A 16,663-nucleotide genomic window follows, 5' to 3' on the forward strand; every position below is an offset into this window, starting at 1 on the left:
GCGTTCATGTGCGGGTAGGCAACCGCGATGGTCGCGGCGGCAGCGACCATCGCTTCCACGGCGTTGCCGCCCTGCTTGAGAATGTCGCGCCCGGCGCTGGCGGCAAGATGGTGAGGGGCGACACAGCTGCCGCCGCCGTAGCTTCGCTGGGTGTTGAAGGCATCCCCCGGCGCGAAGGCGCTCGATGCGGGGGCGTCGTGAGTCGTTGGCATTGTATTTTCCTGGGCGCCTGCCAGGGCGGGAAGACCGAGCGATAGGCCCGCCGCCGAGGAAGCGGTAGTGGCTAGAAATCTGCGGCGCGTGAAGGTCATGACGACTCTCTGGTTCGTGGAGTGGACTCCTGGTAACGCAATGAGTGTGCCAAGACAGTGCCAAGCGCCGTTTTCCCTGCGCCATCGGGGGCAGGCACACCGGTGGTTGGCCGCAACCTGCACCCTTGTGTGGCGCTCGATCAATATCGCCCCATTATGGTGCGCGGGCAACCCGCAGACCCGGGCAGGGAGGCCACGCACCTGCCGATGTAGATAAATTGAAAATCAGCGTCTTGACAGAAAAATGCCCGCTGAGTATTATACGCGCCACCTCGACGAGGCAATGAAACGTCCCATTCGTCTAGTGGTCTAGGACACCGCCCTTTCACGGCGGTAACAAGGGTTCGAACCCCTTATGGGACGCCACTTCATCGTCAAGGTATCGGAGTGCGGGAATAGCTCAGTGGTAGAGCATCGCCTTGCCAAGGCGAGGGTCGAGAGTTCGAATCTCTTTTCCCGCTCCAAGCATTAAGTTGCTTATGCGTCCCATTCGTCTAGTGGTCTAGGACACCGCCCTTTCACGGCGGTAACAAGGGTTCGAACCCCTTATGGGACGCCACTTCGATCGCGAGAAATTGATAAGCGGGAATAGCTCAGTGGTAGAGCATCGCCTTGCCAAGGCGAGGGTCGAGAGTTCGAATCTCTTTTCCCGCTCCAAAACGTCCCATTCGTCTAGTGGTCCAGGACACCGCCCTTTCACGGCGGTAACAAGGGTTCGAACCCCTTATGGGACGCCATCTCGCCGCCAACCTTTCTGATAAGCGGGAATAGCTCAGTGGTAGAGCATCGCCTTGCCAAGGCGAGGGTCGAGAGTTCGAATCTCTTTTCCCGCTCCAGTTCAGTAGCGTCGTAAAGTAAGTGCCGGTCGAGAGCTGGAACGCCAGCCCGGTCGAATCTCTTTTCCCGCTCCAGTTTTCTTCTCTATGCATTCCATCGGTTCGCTATCCTGCGGTAGCGGCGGTTTTGTCGTTTCCGATGTCCAGTGCGCCCAGCCATTAGCTTGAAAACGATTCTGGCTGCCCCCATCTATTGGCGCTCTATACTGTTTACCTCCTTTTGCTGACAGGACATTTTCATGGCCGAACCGGCATTGTCTATCCGTGGCCTCACCAAGGTGTATGGCAACGGCTTTCGCGCCCTGAAGGGGATCGACCTCGATGTCCAGCAGGGCGATTTCTTTGCGCTTCTCGGCCCCAACGGTGCCGGCAAGTCGACCACGCTCGGCGTGGTCTGCTCGCTGGTGCAGAAGACCGAGGGCAAGGTCTCCATCTTCGGCATCGATATCGACAAGGACTTCGCTCGCGCAAAGTACCAGCTCGGCGTGGTGCCCCAGGAGTTCAACTTCAGCCAGTTCGAGAAAGTGCTGGATATCGTCCTGGCCCAGGCGGGCTACTACGGCATGACGCGAAGCGAGGCGCTCCCCCGCGCTAAGCAACTTCTGACCGATCTTGGCCTCTGGGACAAGCGTAACGGCAGCGCACGAATGCTCTCCGGCGGCATGAAGCGGCGTTTGATGATCGCCCGCGCCCTGATGCACCGCCCGAAGCTCTTGATTCTCGACGAGCCCACCGCCGGCGTCGACATCGAGCTCCGGCGCAGCATGTGGGAGTACATGCGCCGTCTCAATCGCGACGAGGGCACCACCATCATCCTCACCACCCACTACCTGGAAGAGGCGGAGAGCCTGTGTCGCAACATCGCCATCATCAATAACGGCGAGATCGTGCGCGATACCAGCATCCGTGAGCTGCTCGCCGAGCTCGATACCGAAACCTTCCTGCTCGATCTCGCCGTACCCGTCGAACGCGCGCCCGAGATCCCGGGTTTCGAGCTCCAGCAGGTCGAGCCGACCCAGCTGGCGCTCGCCATTCACCGTGGCCAGGAGCTCAATACCGTGTTCCAGGCGCTGAGCGAGCAGGGCATCCAGGTGATCTCGATGCGCAACCGCGCCAACCGGCTCGAGGAGATGTTCGTCTCCATGGTCGAGCAGGGCCAGAAACCCATCGACGAGCAGAGCGCCAAGGAGGCCGACGCATGAACGCCACGCAAACGTTGATTGCCCTCTGGACGCTGGTGGTCAAGGAGATCAAGCGCTTCACGCGTATCTGGCCGCAGACGCTTTTGCCGCCGTCGATCACCATGGCGATGTACTTCATCATCTTCGGCAACCTGATCGGCTCGCGCATCGGCGCGATGGATGGCTTCAGCTACATGGACTTCATCGTCCCCGGGCTGATCATGATGTCGGTGATCACCAACAGCTACTCCAACGTCGCCTCGAGCTTCTTCTCCAACAAGTTCCAGCGCTCGGTGGAGGAGATGATGGTCTCGCCGATGCCCAACTGGGTGATCCTTTCCGGCTTCATCCTGGGCGGCATGGCGCGCGGGCTTGGCGTCGGGCTGATCGTGACGGTCGTGTCGCTGTTCTTCACCCAGCTCTCCGTCGAGCATCCGTTGTTGACTCTGCTGGTAGTGGTGCTGACCTCGGCGCTGTTCTCCATCGGCGGCTTCATCAACGCGCTGCTGGCCAACAAGTTCGACGACATCTCGATCGTGCCGACCTTCGTGCTCACGCCGCTGACCTATCTTGGCGGGGTGTTCTACTCGATCTCGATGCTGCCGGACTTCTGGCAGGGCGTGTCGATGCTCAACCCGATCCTCTACATGGTGAACGTCTTCCGCTACGGCTTTCTGGGGGTGTCGGACATTCCCGTAGGCTGGGCGCTGGCCGCCGTCTTCGCCTTCATCGTCGTGCTGTTCACCGTCGCGCTGTTCATGCTCGAGCGCGGTCGCGGCATTCGCAGCTAAGGAGCTTTCATGGCACACCATCGCCCTGACACCTTGGAACACGCCCCGCTGGGGCGCGATTCCGCCTATCCCGAGCGCTACGACAAGGGCCTGCTCTTCGCGATTCCCCGCGCCGCCAACCGGGCGCCGCTGGGCATCGAGGAAGGCGCGCTGCCCTTCATCGGCGAGGACGAATGGCACGCCTTCGAACTCTCCTGGCTCGATGCGCGCGGCAAGCCCGTGGTGGCGGTGGCCCGCTTCACGCTGCCGGCAAGTTCCCCGAACCTGATCGAATCCAAGTCCTGGAAGCTCTACCTCAACAGCTTCAACCAGACCCGCTTCGAGAGCCGCGAGGCGGTAATCGAGCTGCTGTCGCGGGATCTGGCCGAGATGGCCGGGGCGCCGGTCGGCGTGGTGCTGCTCGACGTGGACGCCCCGGAGCTCGCCCCGGTACGCCTGCCCGGCGAGTGCCTCGACGGTCTCGAGATCGACATCGACGACTACACGCCGAGTGCCGCCCATCTCAAGGCCGAAGGCGAGATCGTCGAGCAGACGCTCTATTCGCATCTTCTCAAGTCCAACTGCCCGGTCACCGGCCAGCCGGACTGGGGCAGCGTGATGATCCGCTACAAGGGGCCGCGCATCGACCGTGAGGGCCTGCTGCGCTACCTGATCGGCTTTCGCCAGCACCAGGATTTCCACGAGCACTGCGTGGAGCACATCTTTACCGACCTGATGCGCGAAGCCGCCCCCGAGGAGCTTCTGGTGCTGGCCCGCTACGTGCGCCGCGGCGGGCTCGACATCAGCCCGTGGCGGGCGACCCCGGGCATGGCCGCGCCCGGCTCCCTGCGTCTGGCACGCCAGTAGCGGCTTGCGCTAGAGTAGCAGGCTGACTCACTCAAAGGACGCCGTATGGACGCACTGACGCTTCTTCACCAACGCAGCTCCATGGGCAAGCTCACCGAGCCCGCCCCCGACGCCGAGCAGCTCGAAGCCCTCTACCAGGCGGCGCTGCGCGCCCCGGACCACAAGGAGCTGCGCCCCTGGCGGTTCATCGAGTTCAGTGGGGAAGGGCGCGTGCGCCTGGGCGAGCTGTTCGCCGAGGCAGAGTTTCAGGAAGACCCCGGCGCTTCTGATGATACGCTCAACGCCGCCCGGCAAAAGCCGCTGCGCGCGCCGATGGTGATCGCGGTGATCGCCAAGGTGACGCCGGAGCTTCCCAAGGTGCCCAAGATGGAGCAGGTGATCTCCGCCGGCTGCGCCGCCCACGGCATCCTGCTGGCCGCCCACGCGTTGGGCCTGGGTGCGATGTGGCGAAGCGGCAAGTACGCCTTCGACCCGGTGGTACGCAAGGGCTTGAGCCTGGACGAGGACGACGAGGTGGTGGCGTTCATCTACCTGGGCAGCCTGGGCGGGCGCCACAAGCCGGTGGCCCGGCACGACAGCGCCGACTTCGTCGAGCGTTGGAACTGACAGGGCAGGGCGAATGAGTTCTCGTACGCCTGGCATCCCCCATCCGCGTCTGCCGCTGCCGGAAGATGGCCGCGAGGATCTGGCCACCTTCCAGCGTTGGCTCGCCGAGGCCATTCCCATGGTCGCATCGCTGGGTATAGAGGCGGTGCGCGAAGAGGGCGAGCGCTTGGTCTGGAGCTTGGCACTCGCACCGAGCCTCAACGACAAGGGCACCGGCTTCGGGGGCGCGCTCGCCGCCCAGACGACGCTTCAAGGCTGGTGCTGGGTCACCTTATGGCTGCGCCGCCAGGGCCTGGCTCGGGACGTGGTGGTCGCCGAGGCCACCCAGCGCTTTCTCGCCCCGGTCACCGGCGATTACCGGCTGATCTGCACACCCGATGAGCTCGACGGCCCCCAGCGGCTCGCCGAGCGGCTGGCCACGCGCGGCAAGGGCCGCATCACCCTGACCCAGACGCTCTACTGCGGCGATACGCGCTGCCTCGAAGCCACCGGCCACTACGCCGTGCTCGAGTGAATGCGGAAAAGACTTGCTATTTAACGTCTTAAACCCTAGAATACGCGCCGTTCCATCGGGAAAGGCAGCGCCTTCACCGGGAACGAATTGCGGAGGGGTGTCCGAGTGGTCGAAGGAGCACGCCTGGAAAGTGTGTAAGTCGAAAGGCTTCGAGGGTTCGAATCCCTCCCCCTCCGCCACCGAATCGAGAAAAGCCCACTGAGTGATCAGTGGGCTTTTTCGTGTCTTAAATTCAGCGTGGCAGCCATTAAAAGCCCCGCCCTTATGTCGAGGGCGGGGCTTTTCGTGATCGATAGGTCACTTACTTCACGTCGTTGCCCAGCGCCGCCAGGCGCTCTTCGCTCAGCGCGATGTCGGCGTTCTTGTTCACGCCGATGCCGCGGTCGATGATCGCCTGGGCGATGCTCTTGGCGTCGTCGAGGGAGTGCATCACGTAGGTGCCGCACTGGTATTCGTTGAGCTCGGGGATCTCGTCCATGCGCTCGAGCTTGAGCACGTCGCGCATCGAGGCGAGCCAGGCGTCGCTCACGCGCTCTTCCGAGGGGCTTCCCAGCAGGCTCATGTAGAAGCCGGTGCGGCAACCCATCGGCGAGATGTCGATGATCTCGACGCCGTCACCGTTGAGGTGATTGCGCATGAAGCCCGCGAACAGGTGCTCGAGGGTATGGATGCCTTTCTCGCCCATCATCTCTTCGTTGGGTTTGTTGAAACGCAAGTCGAACACGGTGATGGTATCGCCGGACGGGGAGGTCATGGTCTTGGCGACGCGCACCGCCGGCGCATTCATGATGGTGTGATCCACGGTGAAACTGTCGAGAAGGGGCATACGTGTCTCCTTGGTCGGTCGATGGGCCGGGTGGGCCGGTGCGCCTATTGTCGCATCATTGATACGAAAAGGGGGAGCGTCGTGCGCTCTCCCGCTACCCGGCCCGTGGAGCTTTCAATCGCTTAGAAGGGCAGCGCGCCGCTGAAGCCGATACCCAGTACGGCGATGATGACGATGAGGACGACGATGACGGTGGTCGATGGCATGATCTTTCCCTGATGGGTAGTGAATGAATCCATCTAAGCGTAGTGCAAAGCGCTCGGTTACGCAGCGGCATTATCATTCCAACCAGCGAAAAGCGCCCGAAAGTCAACGCTTTCGGGCGCATCGTCACTGCGGCGAGCGGCCTTGAAGGCTCAGCCGCAGTGGCAACCGTGGCCGCAATCCTTGGAGCCATCGGCGTGGCCAGTGGCGCAGGCATTCGAGCAGAAACGCTGACCGTCTTTCTCGATCGACTGCTCGTCGACCGCGCAGTCACACTTGGGGCATGCACACTGTTGATCCGACATGGGACACCTCCTTGGTTGACTCTCAAAGCATAGTCACCCGAAGCGATGTTATGTAATCGCATTTTGTCGAGGCGATGGGGATGTTTCAGGGGTGATGCTTGAACGACAGATACGAAAAAGCACCCTGTGAAAGGGTGCTTTTCCGTTGCCTCTCTTCTCTTCCTTGACTACCTTTTGCTCTTCCTGAGCTTCTCTTTTCCTTGAGACGTAGCGCTCTATCCTGAGCTTCTTTTCGTCCTTGAACCCTAAGCACTCATCCTGAGTACATTCGTTCCTTGAAGGGCTTCGTTCATCCTGAACGAACAATCCGTTGCTAAGCGGTTTCCTTGCCGCGAACACTACAGACTATAGTGCATTGTTAAGGGGTGTACAAGATAAAATTGTATTTTTGTTGTACCTGGTTAGTACCAGGCTCATTTCGGTACAGAAAAGCGCAGCGGTGTCCAAGTTTCTTGCGTTGTATCAATTCACTGACGATAAAATCAGGTGTTTTTTGCGTTAGTTAACCTGTGATAGATAATCATAACGCCATAGGGCGCACTGTGTGCGCAGCCAGGGAGAGGCCACGAAGGATCGGCGACAGGGAGACGCGCGCACAAGGAGGCATGAGCAGGAGGCTCATGGAGCAAGATCACGGAGGATTGGATCAGCCCCGGCCGGCAACGGTCGGGGCTTTTTCTTGCCTGACATCTTGCGCTGTCTCGCTGTCATGCAAGCGTTGTCCAAACGTCATCTCAATGACACGATCGGCGCGCATGGTGGTGGTTGCACCAGGAGGGTGGCAAGGGAGCGGACAGGGAGGTTCGTCGAACCAGGGATGCGCGACAGGAGGTCGCGAAAGCGCTCAAGGAGGACATGCTCGTACTAGACCCGGCCACTGCGCCGGGTCTTTTTTTGCGTGTTACTGCGGTGAGGGCAGCAGCAGCGGAACGATGAAGTAGACGAACAGCGTGATCACCAGGGCGCTGACGATGTTCATGGCGAAACCCGCCTTGGCCATCTGCTTGATCGAGATGCGCCCGCTCGAGAACACCGCCGCGTTGGGCGGCGTCGAGATCGGCAACATGAACGCGCAGGTAGTGGCCAGCGCCACCGCCACCATCAGCCCCAGGGGGTTACCGGTAGTGATCGCCGAGGCCAGCCCCGCGGTGATCGGAATCGCCATGTTGGCGGTGGCGGTATTGGAGATGATCTCGGTGAGAAACAGCATCAGGACCACCATGAACAGCAACAGCCAGAAGTAGCTCACCCCGTCGAGCAGTTGCAGCTGCTGGCTGATCCAGCCGGTCAGATCACTGGCGCTGAACGCCGCGGCCAGCGACATGCCGCCGCCCCACAGGATGAACAGCCCCCAGGGAAGGTTCTTCATGTCGTCCCACACCAGCAGGCTACGCTTCTCGCTATGCGCCGGAATGATGAACAGCGATACCGCCGCGATCACGGCGATCAGCGTGTCGTTGATCGGCAGGTCGAAAAACGGTGCCAGCCAGCCGCGCAGCGCCCAGGCGAGTGCCGTCAGCACGAACACGCCGAGCACGCGTTTCTCGTCGCGAGTGATCGGGCCGAGTGCCTCGAGTTCCTGGGCGACGAAGTTCACTTCCAGGCGCGTGTTGGGCACCTTCGAGTAGATGCGGGTCAGGTAGACGTACAGGAACGCCAGCAGCAGCAGCGTCAGCGGCAGGGCAAAGATCATCCACTGCAGGAAGCTGATCTCGACGTCGAAGAACTGCGGGATCATCGCCACGACGATGGCATTGGGCACCGAGCCGATGATGGTGGCGAGCCCGCCGATCGAGGCGGCGTAGGCCACCGTGAGCAGCAGCGTGCGGGCAAAGGCGTCGCGCTGGCGCTTCTCGAACTGGTCGCGCTCGTCGAGCTCGTTCAGCAGCGCCACGGCGATGGGCAGCATCATCAGGGCCGTCGCGGCGTTGGAGATCCACATCGACAGAAACGCCGAGGCGATCAGCACCCCCAGCACGATGCTTCTCAGGCTGTTGCCGATCCGGTTGACGATGGAGAGCGCGATGCGCCGGTGCAGATTCCAGCGCTCGATGGCGATCGCCAGGATGAAGCCGCCCATGTACATGTAGATGACCGGATTGGCGTAGCCCACCACGGCGTCGTCCATGCTCATCACGCCGGTCAACGGCAGCAGGATCATGGGTAGAAACGAGGTGACCGGAATCGGTACCGGCTCGGTCACCCACCAGATCGCCATCCATACCGTCAGCCCCAGCACGATGCGCGGCATGGGGTCGATCAGCGAGGCGGGCATGGCAAGTTGCACGACGACGAACATCAAAGGCCCGGCCAGCAGCGGCACCCAGCGGCGCCACTGGTCGATCAATGCACTCATACATAACTCCAACGAATGAAAGGGGCCCGAGGGGAGGGCACGTCCGGGCGTGATCCTACCACTTAGGTCTATTCAACGTTGGTTGCAGCTCTAAGACTTTAGTCTTGTCAGCGAGGCGCTGGAAACCCCCGGCCGGGCCGGGGGCGAGGGGAAAAGGCGGGTATCACTTCGCGTTCTGCGTGCCCTATTGCGCATCTTCTTTCGGGTTCTCGGGCTTGTCGCTGCCCTGGTGACCCAGCGCGCTTGCCTGGTCCAGGCGCGGGTGGTTGTCCAGGAACAGCCGGTCGATGTCATCGACCTGGTCGAGCAGCTGGATGGTTTCGGCGATCACGTGAATCGCCGCGAGCACGTCCTGGGTATGGCCGGTTTCCGAAATGGTGTGCATGTTGCGGGTCGGGAAACCGATGGAGGTCGCGGCGCTGTCGACGGAGGCCAGCACGCTTGCCATGCCGTCGGTGCCGGTATCCACGCCGACGATGTCGCGCTGCATGGGGATGTCGTGCTGGCGCGCGGCTTCGGCGATGATGCGGTTGAGCTGTTCGCTGGCGATCGAGCCGACCGAAAGCGTGAAGCCCTTGCCCATCTCCAGCGCCTGCATGCGCTTGTCGCCGATGCCCGGGGCAGCCACGTAGTCGTGGTTGACGTCGATGCCGATCAGCGCGTCGGGCTTCAGGCTGCCTGCCAGCACGCGGCTGCCGAAGCGGCCGATCTCCTCGTAGCTTGCGATGGCGAACATCACCCGCACGTTCTGCGTGCCGCCGGCCTCGGCCACCAGACGTGCCACCTCGGCGGTGACGAAGCAGCCCAGGCCGTTGTCCAGGTAGGCGCCGTAGAAGGTGTTCGGGCTGAAGCCCTTCTTGATCGGGCGGTCGAAGATGATCGAGTCCCCCGGGCGCACGCCCAGGTTCAGCACCTGCTGCTTCTTGTTCTCGCCGTGGATCTGCAGGTCCAGGTAGATCTGCTCCTTCTTGATGCCTTTCTCGCCGCTGCGAACGCCGGGGTCGGAGAAGTGGATCGCACCCAGCGCCTCGATGGTGCCGCCCTCGAGGCGACGATAGCTGCCAGGCGCCTCCGGGTCCTCGCTGAACAGCAGCACCTCGTGGCCGATCAGCACGGTCGGCAAGAAGGAGTCGGTGTTGATCCAGATCTTGCCGTCCTCGCCGATCGAGCGCACCTGCATGCGGATCTTGTCGGCGTGGCCCACCAGCATGATCTTGAACATGTCGTCGCGCCCCGGGTGGGTGTCGAGCACGATGCCGGCGTTGCCACGATACTGGTGCAGGGTCCAGTCGCTGGGCGCGAAGCTCTCGAAGTAGGGCTTCAGCACGCCGTAGGTCATCGCCCCTTCCAGGCCCACGGGGCTCGGTGCTGCGATGATGTCGCGCATCAGGTCGAACTGCGCCTCGGGCATCGGCTGCGTCCAGGGTTTGGCGCTCTCGCTCATGTAAGACTCTCCGTGTTGACTCGTGAGTAGGCTATCCAGTTTGGCATAAATCCGCGATGAGAGGTGTCGATCGTCTACCGGGCAACGTGATCATCAGTTTGGATCATTGTGTATAGCGTACGCGCAGCGCTGGAAAGGGGATGACGTCGGCTCGAGACGATGCCCAGATCGCGGGGCAGGTCCGGGGTGATCAGCGGCCGATGGTCGATGCCGGCGGCGGAGATCTGACGAAAGCTCAGCGCGGGGAGCACGCTGATACCGAGCCCCGCTGCCACCATGCGGCCTACCGTGGCGATCTGGCTGGCATCGCAAAGAATATCGAGCTTGACGCCGACGCTCGCCATCGTGCGGTCGATGTCTTGCCGCGAGCTCGATAGCCGGTTGATGCCGATGAACGGATGATCGCCCAGCTGTACCCACTCTATGTGTGTCTGCTGGCCGAACGCGTGCCCCTTGGGGAAAACCGCCACGTAGCGATCGACCCAGATGGGCTCGAAGCTCAGGTCATCGGCCTCATGGGGTTCGACGGAAAGCCCGAAATCGGCCCGCCCCTCGCGCACCATTTGATTGATCTGCTCGGCCAACACGTCGTGCAGACTCAGGTTGATGCGCGGATAGGTTTCGTGAAAGCGCTTGATCACGTCAGGAAAGATGCCTGCGGCCAGCGTGGGCAGGGCGGCGATGGTGACCTTGCCGCGCTGCTTGGAGAACCGTTCACCCAAGTCCTCGAATGCCTCGCTCCAGTCGCCGAGAAGGCGCAAGGCGACGGGCAAGAACGCATCGCCTTCTGGCGTCAGGGCGAGCTGGCGACTGGTGCGGGCGAACAGTGCTCCCCCCACACTCTCTTCGAGCTTTTTCAGCGCGATGGAGATGGCAGGCTGAGAGAGGTGAACGCGCTCGCTGGCTTCGGCAAAGCTGCGGGATTGAGCCACCGCCACGAACACTTGAAGCTGCTTGATGCTGGTATTCATTTGATTATCGGTGCCGGCCGGAAAAGTGAGCAACGACTCGAGGAGGGCTTCAAGCCTTGAACTTTAGTCCATATGAACCTTTTGTAACGTCTTTCAAGTCATTGTTGCGCCGCAGCAAACCACCCTATATCAAGACCTAAATAGTCTCGATTCCTTTATTTTAATAAATAAAACAAGTTTTAAAAACAATTTAATATACAAAACACCTTCTGCCGATCATTTTGAAATATCGCTTCAAAGCGTCGCAGTTCAGGCAATCGAGCTTTCGTCTCACAATAACAAGGGCCTTGCCATCAAGGGCCCAGGAGCCACCATGAAAACGCTACTCACCACCGTCGTCGCCGGTACGGCCTTGATCGCTGCGGTCACCAGCCACGCCAACGAGCGCCTGCTGATCGGCTCGACCTCCAGCTCGTCGAGCCATTACAGCTACTTCGTCGCCGTCAACCAGATCATCAACAATCAGATCGAAGGCATCAGCTCATCGGTGGCGGAAACCGGTGCGGCGGTGGACAACCTTCGCCGTCTTGGCCGCCACCAGATCGACATGGGACTGGTGACCACCAATATCGGCTACCACGCCTACGCCGGCGAGCAGGAGTTCGAAGGCCGCCCCGTGGATAGCCGCCTGCTGTGGGTCTACACCGTGGCGCCGCAGAACGCCGTGATGCGCGAAGACGCCGGCGTCACTACCTTCACGGAACTTGACGGCGTGCGCTTCAACCCGGGGATCACCGGCTCGGCAACCGAAAAGACCACCGAAGCGGTTATGACGACGCTGGGCATCGCGCCCGACTACGTGCGTGGCTCGACCACCGATATCGTCGACTCGATGAAGGATGGCCGCGTCATGGGCTCGGTGAAGTCCGGCGTGGGTAACCGTCTCGACGGCTCCACCATGGATATCGCCACCTTCACGCCGATCAGCGTGCTTTCGCTCGACGACGAGCAGGCGCAAACCCTGCGCGACGAGATGCCGGACATCGCCATCGTCGACGTGCCGGAAGGCGCCGCCGACGGGATTCCCGCCTACACCTCCTGGGCGTTCGGTGTCGCCGTCCACGCAAGCCCGGACATGAGCGAAGAGACCGCCTACGAAATCGTCAAGGCGATCATGGAAAACCCGCAGCCCCAGGTGAACGCCTTCTCCGCCATGGACGGTGCGGATATCGCTCAGATGACGCTCGAAGTAGGCACGGTGCCGCTGCATGCCGGCGCCGCGCGCTACTTCGAAGAGCAGGGGCTCGAGATTCCCGAGGCGCTCCAGCCGGTCCAGTAGTCGTTGAATGAGGAAGAACGTCATGCGTGATCTACTCGTCAAAGGGCTGGCGCTGACGCTCGGTGGCCTGATCCTTTTCACCTCCGCCACGGGGCCCTTCGAGAGCTTGATTCAGCGGAGTATCTTCCTGGCGCTAGTGATCCTTCTCGGGCTTGCCGTCTACCCGCTGGGCGACGGCAAGCGCTGGCGCCCGATCGGTATCGTCATTGATGCAGTGCTGGCGGTGGGCGTGGTGATCGCCTGCGGCTACGTGGCGCTCAATCACGAACGGATCCTGGTCGAGCTACCTTGGGCGACGCCCCGGGACATGGCGCTGACCGGGGTGCTGCTCATCGCCATTCTGGAGCTTTCGCGCCGAGCGATCGGCTGGATCTTTCCGCTGCTGGTGGTACTCGGCCTCGCCTACGCCTGGTTCGGCTCGATGATTCCCGGGCCGCTGGGCCATCGCGGGTTCGATCCTTACTACATGACCGAAACGATCTACCTGGGCGATCTGGGGGTCTGGGGCATGCTGGTAGGCGTGGCGGCCACCACCATCGCCGCGTTCGTGCTGTTTGGCTGTCTGCTCCTGCACACCGGTGGCGGTAACACCTTCATGGATCTGGCGCTGCGCATCAGCGGGCGCTCGCCGGGTGGCGCGGCCAAGGTCGCGACCGTCGCTTCCGGGCTTTTCGGCATGGTCAGCGGTAGCGCCGTGGCCAACGTGGCTACCACCGGCAACTTCACCATTCCGATGATGAAGCGACTCAACTACCCGCGACCCTTCGCGGCAGGCGTCGAAGCGGTGGCCTCCACCGGGGGTCAGATCGCGCCGCCGATTCTGGGCGCCGCCGCCTTCATCATGTCCGAGATCATCGGCGAAAGTTACCTGCGTATCGCCCTGGCGGCGCTGCTGCCGGCAATACTTTTCTACCTGGGCGTGTTCCTGACGATCCACCTGGTGGCCATGCGCCGTGAGCTCAAGGTGGTACCCGAGAACGAGCTGCCGCCCTGGGCGGAAATACGCCGGCCCGAGCGGATCGTGCCGATTCTGGCCGCGCTCGGCGGGCTCTTCTACGGGGTGCTGAGCGGGCGCTCGATTCAGATGTCGGCGTTCTACGGCATCCTGATGACGGTGCTGACCTTCGTGCCCTTTGCGCTGATCGCGCGCATGCCGCTCAAGGAGATCGTCGGCAAGCTCTTGGGCGGGCTGGTCGATGCGGGCAAGGGCATGGTCATCATCGGCGTGTTGCTGGCCGGCGCGCAGATTCTGGTCGCCATGATCGGCATGACCGGGATCGGCGTGACGCTGGCGAGCCTGATCGTCAACGTGGGCGGCGAGTCGCTGTTTCTCGTGGCGCTGATCGTCGGCGGGGTCTGTCTGATTCTGGGCATGGGCATTCCCACCACTGCGGCCTACGTGCTGGTGGCCGCCGTGTTGGCGCCGGCGTTGACGACCATTGGCGTCGAGCCGCTCATCGCGCACCTGTTCGTGTTCTATTTCGCCACGCTGTCGGTGATCACGCCGCCGGTCTGCATCGCGGTCTTCGTTGCCTCGGGCATCGCCGGCACCAACTGGCTGCCCGCGGCGGTGGAAGCGGTACGCCTGGCGGCCGCGATCTACGTCATCCCGTTTCTGCTGTTGATCTACCCGGCGCTGGCGGGCTTCGGCTCGGCCTGGGAGATCGTGCTGGCAAGCTCCCAGGGCATCGTGTTCGTCGTCGCCTTCGCTGCGCTCATGTCGCGCGCCATGATGACCGGCTACCGCGTGGTGGACGCGCTGGCCCTGGTGCTGGTGATTGGCCTGGCGCTCATTCCCGGGTGGCTGACCACACTCAGCGCGCTGGTGATCATCGTGGGGCTTTTCTGGCGCCGGCGCCAACTGCTCGGTAGTGACGCGGCGCGGGCCGCGCTCGCGCCGCGATCTTTCAAGGAGCACACCTCATGAGCTTTCTACTGGGTAGCGGTGCGGGGTTCTCCGGCGACCGTACAGACGCGGCCGAGGCGGTCGTGGCCGAACTCATCCGCCGCGGCAAGCCAGCCGCCCTGGCCTTCGAAACGCTGGGCGAGCGCACGCTGGCCGCGGCGCACCGCGCCATGCGCGAAGACCCTTCGCAGGGGTTCGAGCCGTTGATCGACGAGTTTCTGCCACCGGTACTGCGCGACTGCGTCGACCACGGCATCACCATCCTGGGTAATTTCGGTGCCGCCAACCCGGAAGGCGCCTGTGCGCTGGTCAAGAAGCTTGCCGAAGAAGCGGGGTGTCCGGATATCGCGATCGCCCAGGTATATGGAGATGACATTCGCGACCGGCTGCGCTCGCTCGATCTTACGCCCTGGGAGGCGGAGCGCCAGGCGCTGCCCGACGACAGCGCCCTCATTTCGGCGAACGTCTACCTCGGTGCCAGGGCGCTGGTCGAGGCGCTTTCGCTCGAGGCCGATATCGTCGTCACCGGGCGCGTCGCCGACCCCGCGCTCTTTCTGGCGCCCTTGATGCATCATTTCCAGTGGCGCTGGGACGATTGGGATCGGCTCGCCTGCGGCATGATGGCCGGGCACCTGGCCGAGTGCGGTGCCCAGGTCAGCGGCGGCTATTTCGCCGACCCGGGGGTCAAGGACGTACCGGGTTTGGCCACCGTCGGCTACCCCATCATCGAAGTGGAAGAGGACGGACGCCTTCTGGTGACCAAGCCTGAGGGCAGCGGGGGGCTCGTCACCGAACAGACCGTCAAGGAGCAGCTTCTTTACGAGGTGCACGATCCGGCCAACTATCTGACGCCGGACGTGGTGGTCGATTTATCCAACGCGACCGTGCGCCAGATCGGTCCGGACTGCGTCGAAGTGAGCGGCATTCGCGGCAAGCCGGCGCCCGAGCGTTTGAAGACCACCGTGTGCTACGACGGCGGCTGGCAGAGCGAGGCGGAGATCTCCTATGCCGGGCCCAACGCGCTTGCGCGCGCGCGTCTCGCCGCGCGGGTGCTGCGTGAGCGGCTGGCGTTTCGCGCCCCGGCGGCGCTTCGCACGCGTTTCGACATCATCGGTCTTGCGAGCGTGTTCGACAGCGACGATGGCGAGCTTGGGCGTCTGACGGCGCCGGCCAATCCCGACGGCGACTATCGTCTGCGCCTGGCTGCCGAGCACCCGGAGCGGCGCTGGGTCGCGCGTGCGACCCAGGAGCTGCTCGCGCTTTACTGCGCAGGGCCAGCGGGCGGGGGCGGCGTGCGACGCCAGTTCCAGCGGCGCGTATTCACCGCCTCTTATCTGGTTCGGCGCGACGACGTTCACGACTACGCTCGGCTATTCAATGCCCATGAACAGAAAGGACGTTTCCATGCTGCAGGCTGACAGGTCGCATCCGGTGCGCGCCGTGAAGGCGACGCCTCTTCATCAACTGGCTCACGCCAGGGCCGGGGACAAGGGCGACCGGCTCAATATCGCGCTGTTCGCTTACCAAACGCAGGATTACGACTTGCTCGTCGAGCAGGTGGACGAGGCGCGGGTGCTGGCACTATTCCAGCATCGCGGCGCCAGCCGCGTCCGCCGCTACCTGCTACCCCACCTGGGAGGCATGAATTTCGTCATCGATGATGTGCTCCAGGGCGGCGTCAATGGCGCACTCAACCTTGACGGCCACGGCAAGACGCTCTCCTTTCTGCTGCTCGGTGTGGACATAACCCGCTGAGCCCTCGACTTAGGTGGTCATGACGCCCGGCGCTAGACGCCTTACCATGCGCTATTGGTTCAACAATAATGCATATAAGGTAACGGAGCCGCCCTTGACCACCTCGATCTCCTTGCAACGCTATAAAGTGTTGCTGGCCGGTATTTTCAGTCAGCTTCTATGCGTGGGCGTGGCGCGCTTTGCCTATACGCCGCTTCTGCCGGTGATGCAGGGTGGCGGGCTATTGAGCGACGCCGAAGGTGGGTGGCTTGCCGCCTTCAACTACGCGGGCTACATGCTGGGAGCCGTACTGGCCGCCTCGACGGGCAGCCTGCAAATGAAGGACAGGCTCTACCGCGCGGGGCTCTTGCTGGCGGTGGTGACCACGCTCGGCATGGCGCTGACCGACAACGTCGCGCTGTGGGCCGTTTGCCGCTTTCTGGCGGGACTCTCCAGCAGCGCTTCGATGCTTCTGGCCTCGGGGTTGATTCTGCACTGGTTGATCGCGCATGGAAGACGAAGCGAGCTGGGCATCCATTTCGCAGGCCTGGGC

Annotated in this window: 16 protein-coding genes and 7 tRNA genes; 17 read left to right on the forward strand and 6 right to left on the reverse strand. The window is 62.6% G+C overall.

All coding sequences use genetic code 11. The features are described 5' to 3' along the window. A partial coding sequence (locus BIS11_RS01260; protein ID WP_253585672.1) for a gamma-glutamyltransferase occupies positions 1-212 on the reverse strand: 212 nt, incomplete at its 3' end. 389 nt (positions 213-601) lie between these two features. Between BIS11_RS01260 and BIS11_RS01265 the strand changes: the two genes are divergently transcribed. The 12 genes from BIS11_RS01265 (at position 602) to BIS11_RS01320 (ending at position 5,264) form a co-directional block, all read left to right on the forward strand. Then, a tRNA-Glu gene (locus BIS11_RS01265) sits at positions 602-677 on the forward strand. Positions 678-700: 23 nt separating this feature from the next. Next, a tRNA-Gly gene (locus tag BIS11_RS01270) sits at positions 701-775 on the forward strand. Between the two features lie 19 nt (positions 776-794). Next, positions 795-870, forward strand: a tRNA-Glu gene (locus BIS11_RS01275). A gap of 23 nt (positions 871-893) precedes the next feature. After that, positions 894-968: transfer RNA gene (locus tag BIS11_RS01280), tRNA-Gly, on the forward strand. Between the two features lie 4 nt (positions 969-972). After that, positions 973-1,048 (forward strand) — tRNA-Glu (locus BIS11_RS01285). 24 nt (positions 1,049-1,072) lie between these two features. Beyond that, a tRNA-Gly gene (locus BIS11_RS01290) sits at positions 1,073-1,147 on the forward strand. 239 nt (positions 1,148-1,386) lie between these two features. After that, positions 1,387-2,349 carry an ABC transporter ATP-binding protein gene (locus BIS11_RS01295; protein WP_253421207.1) on the forward strand — a complete coding sequence of 321 codons (963 nt, stop codon included), beginning with the start codon at positions 1,387-1,389 and terminating at the stop codon, positions 2,347-2,349. Beyond that, complete coding sequence (locus tag BIS11_RS01300) at positions 2,346-3,119, forward strand: ABC transporter permease (RefSeq protein WP_253421210.1); 774 nt, start codon at positions 2,346-2,348, stop codon at positions 3,117-3,119. Before BIS11_RS01295 ends, BIS11_RS01300 begins: the two co-directional genes overlap by 4 nt. A 9-nt stretch (positions 3,120-3,128) precedes the next feature. Beyond that, complete coding sequence (queF, locus tag BIS11_RS01305; RefSeq protein ID WP_253421212.1) at positions 3,129-3,965, forward strand: NADPH-dependent 7-cyano-7-deazaguanine reductase QueF; 837 nt, start codon at positions 3,129-3,131, stop codon at positions 3,963-3,965. A 45-nt stretch (positions 3,966-4,010) separates the two neighbouring features. After that, complete coding sequence (locus BIS11_RS01310; protein WP_253421215.1) at positions 4,011-4,571, forward strand: nitroreductase family protein; 561 nt, start codon at positions 4,011-4,013, stop codon at positions 4,569-4,571. A 13-nt stretch (positions 4,572-4,584) separates the two neighbouring features. Next, positions 4,585-5,085, forward strand: coding sequence for a YiiD C-terminal domain-containing protein (locus BIS11_RS01315; protein ID WP_253421217.1), 501 nt, complete (start codon positions 4,585-4,587; stop codon positions 5,083-5,085). Between the two features lie 91 nt (positions 5,086-5,176). Then, a tRNA-Ser gene (locus BIS11_RS01320) sits at positions 5,177-5,264 on the forward strand. Positions 5,265-5,386: 122 nt separating this feature from the next. Here BIS11_RS01320 and luxS read toward each other — a convergent pair. From luxS to BIS11_RS01345, 5 genes are all read right to left on the reverse strand, one after another. Further along, entirely contained in the window at positions 5,387-5,911 is a 525-nt protein-coding gene (gene luxS / locus BIS11_RS01325) for an S-ribosylhomocysteine lyase (RefSeq protein WP_253421219.1), read from the reverse strand. A gap of 356 nt (positions 5,912-6,267) precedes the next feature. Then, a complete protein-coding gene (locus BIS11_RS01330; protein ID WP_253421221.1) occupies positions 6,268-6,420 on the reverse strand; it encodes a metallothionein in 153 nt (50 codons plus the stop codon). A gap of 901 nt (positions 6,421-7,321) precedes the next feature. Continuing rightward, entirely contained in the window at positions 7,322-8,776 is a 1,455-nt protein-coding gene (locus BIS11_RS01335) for a DASS family sodium-coupled anion symporter (RefSeq protein WP_253421223.1), read from the reverse strand. A gap of 184 nt (positions 8,777-8,960) precedes the next feature. Next, positions 8,961-10,220: a M20/M25/M40 family metallo-hydrolase gene (locus BIS11_RS01340; RefSeq protein ID WP_253421226.1), complete on the reverse strand. Its 1,260-nt coding sequence runs from the start codon at positions 10,218-10,220 to the stop codon at positions 8,961-8,963. Between the two features lie 74 nt (positions 10,221-10,294). After that, positions 10,295-11,191 carry a LysR family transcriptional regulator gene (locus BIS11_RS01345; protein ID WP_253421230.1) on the reverse strand — a complete coding sequence of 299 codons (897 nt, stop codon included), beginning with the start codon at positions 11,189-11,191 and terminating at the stop codon, positions 10,295-10,297. Between the two features lie 313 nt (positions 11,192-11,504). Here BIS11_RS01345 and BIS11_RS01350 point away from each other — a divergent pair, with 313 nt between their 5' ends. From BIS11_RS01350 to BIS11_RS01370, 5 genes are all read left to right on the forward strand, one after another. Then, positions 11,505-12,470: a TAXI family TRAP transporter solute-binding subunit gene (locus tag BIS11_RS01350; protein ID WP_253585673.1), complete on the forward strand. Its 966-nt coding sequence runs from the start codon at positions 11,505-11,507 to the stop codon at positions 12,468-12,470. A 22-nt stretch (positions 12,471-12,492) separates the two neighbouring features. Next, positions 12,493-14,397, forward strand: a complete 1,905-nt coding sequence (locus tag BIS11_RS01355; RefSeq protein WP_253421267.1) for a TRAP transporter fused permease subunit — start codon at positions 12,493-12,495, stop codon at positions 14,395-14,397. Further along, positions 14,394-15,794: an acyclic terpene utilization AtuA family protein gene (locus BIS11_RS01360; RefSeq protein ID WP_253421269.1), complete on the forward strand. Its 1,401-nt coding sequence runs from the start codon at positions 14,394-14,396 to the stop codon at positions 15,792-15,794. The genes BIS11_RS01355 and BIS11_RS01360 overlap by 4 nt, the downstream gene beginning before the upstream one ends. Beyond that, positions 15,781-16,131 (forward strand): hypothetical protein, encoded by a 351-nt coding sequence (locus BIS11_RS01365; RefSeq protein WP_253421271.1) that lies wholly within the window; start codon positions 15,781-15,783, stop codon positions 16,129-16,131. The genes BIS11_RS01360 and BIS11_RS01365 overlap by 14 nt, the downstream gene beginning before the upstream one ends. A gap of 46 nt (positions 16,132-16,177) precedes the next feature. Beyond that, a partial coding sequence (locus BIS11_RS01370; protein ID WP_253585674.1) for a YbfB/YjiJ family MFS transporter occupies positions 16,178-16,663 on the forward strand: 486 nt, incomplete at its 3' end.

This window comes from Halomonas sp. 707D4 (genome assembly GCF_024158685.1).
Taxonomy (GTDB): domain Bacteria; phylum Pseudomonadota; class Gammaproteobacteria; order Pseudomonadales; family Halomonadaceae; genus Vreelandella.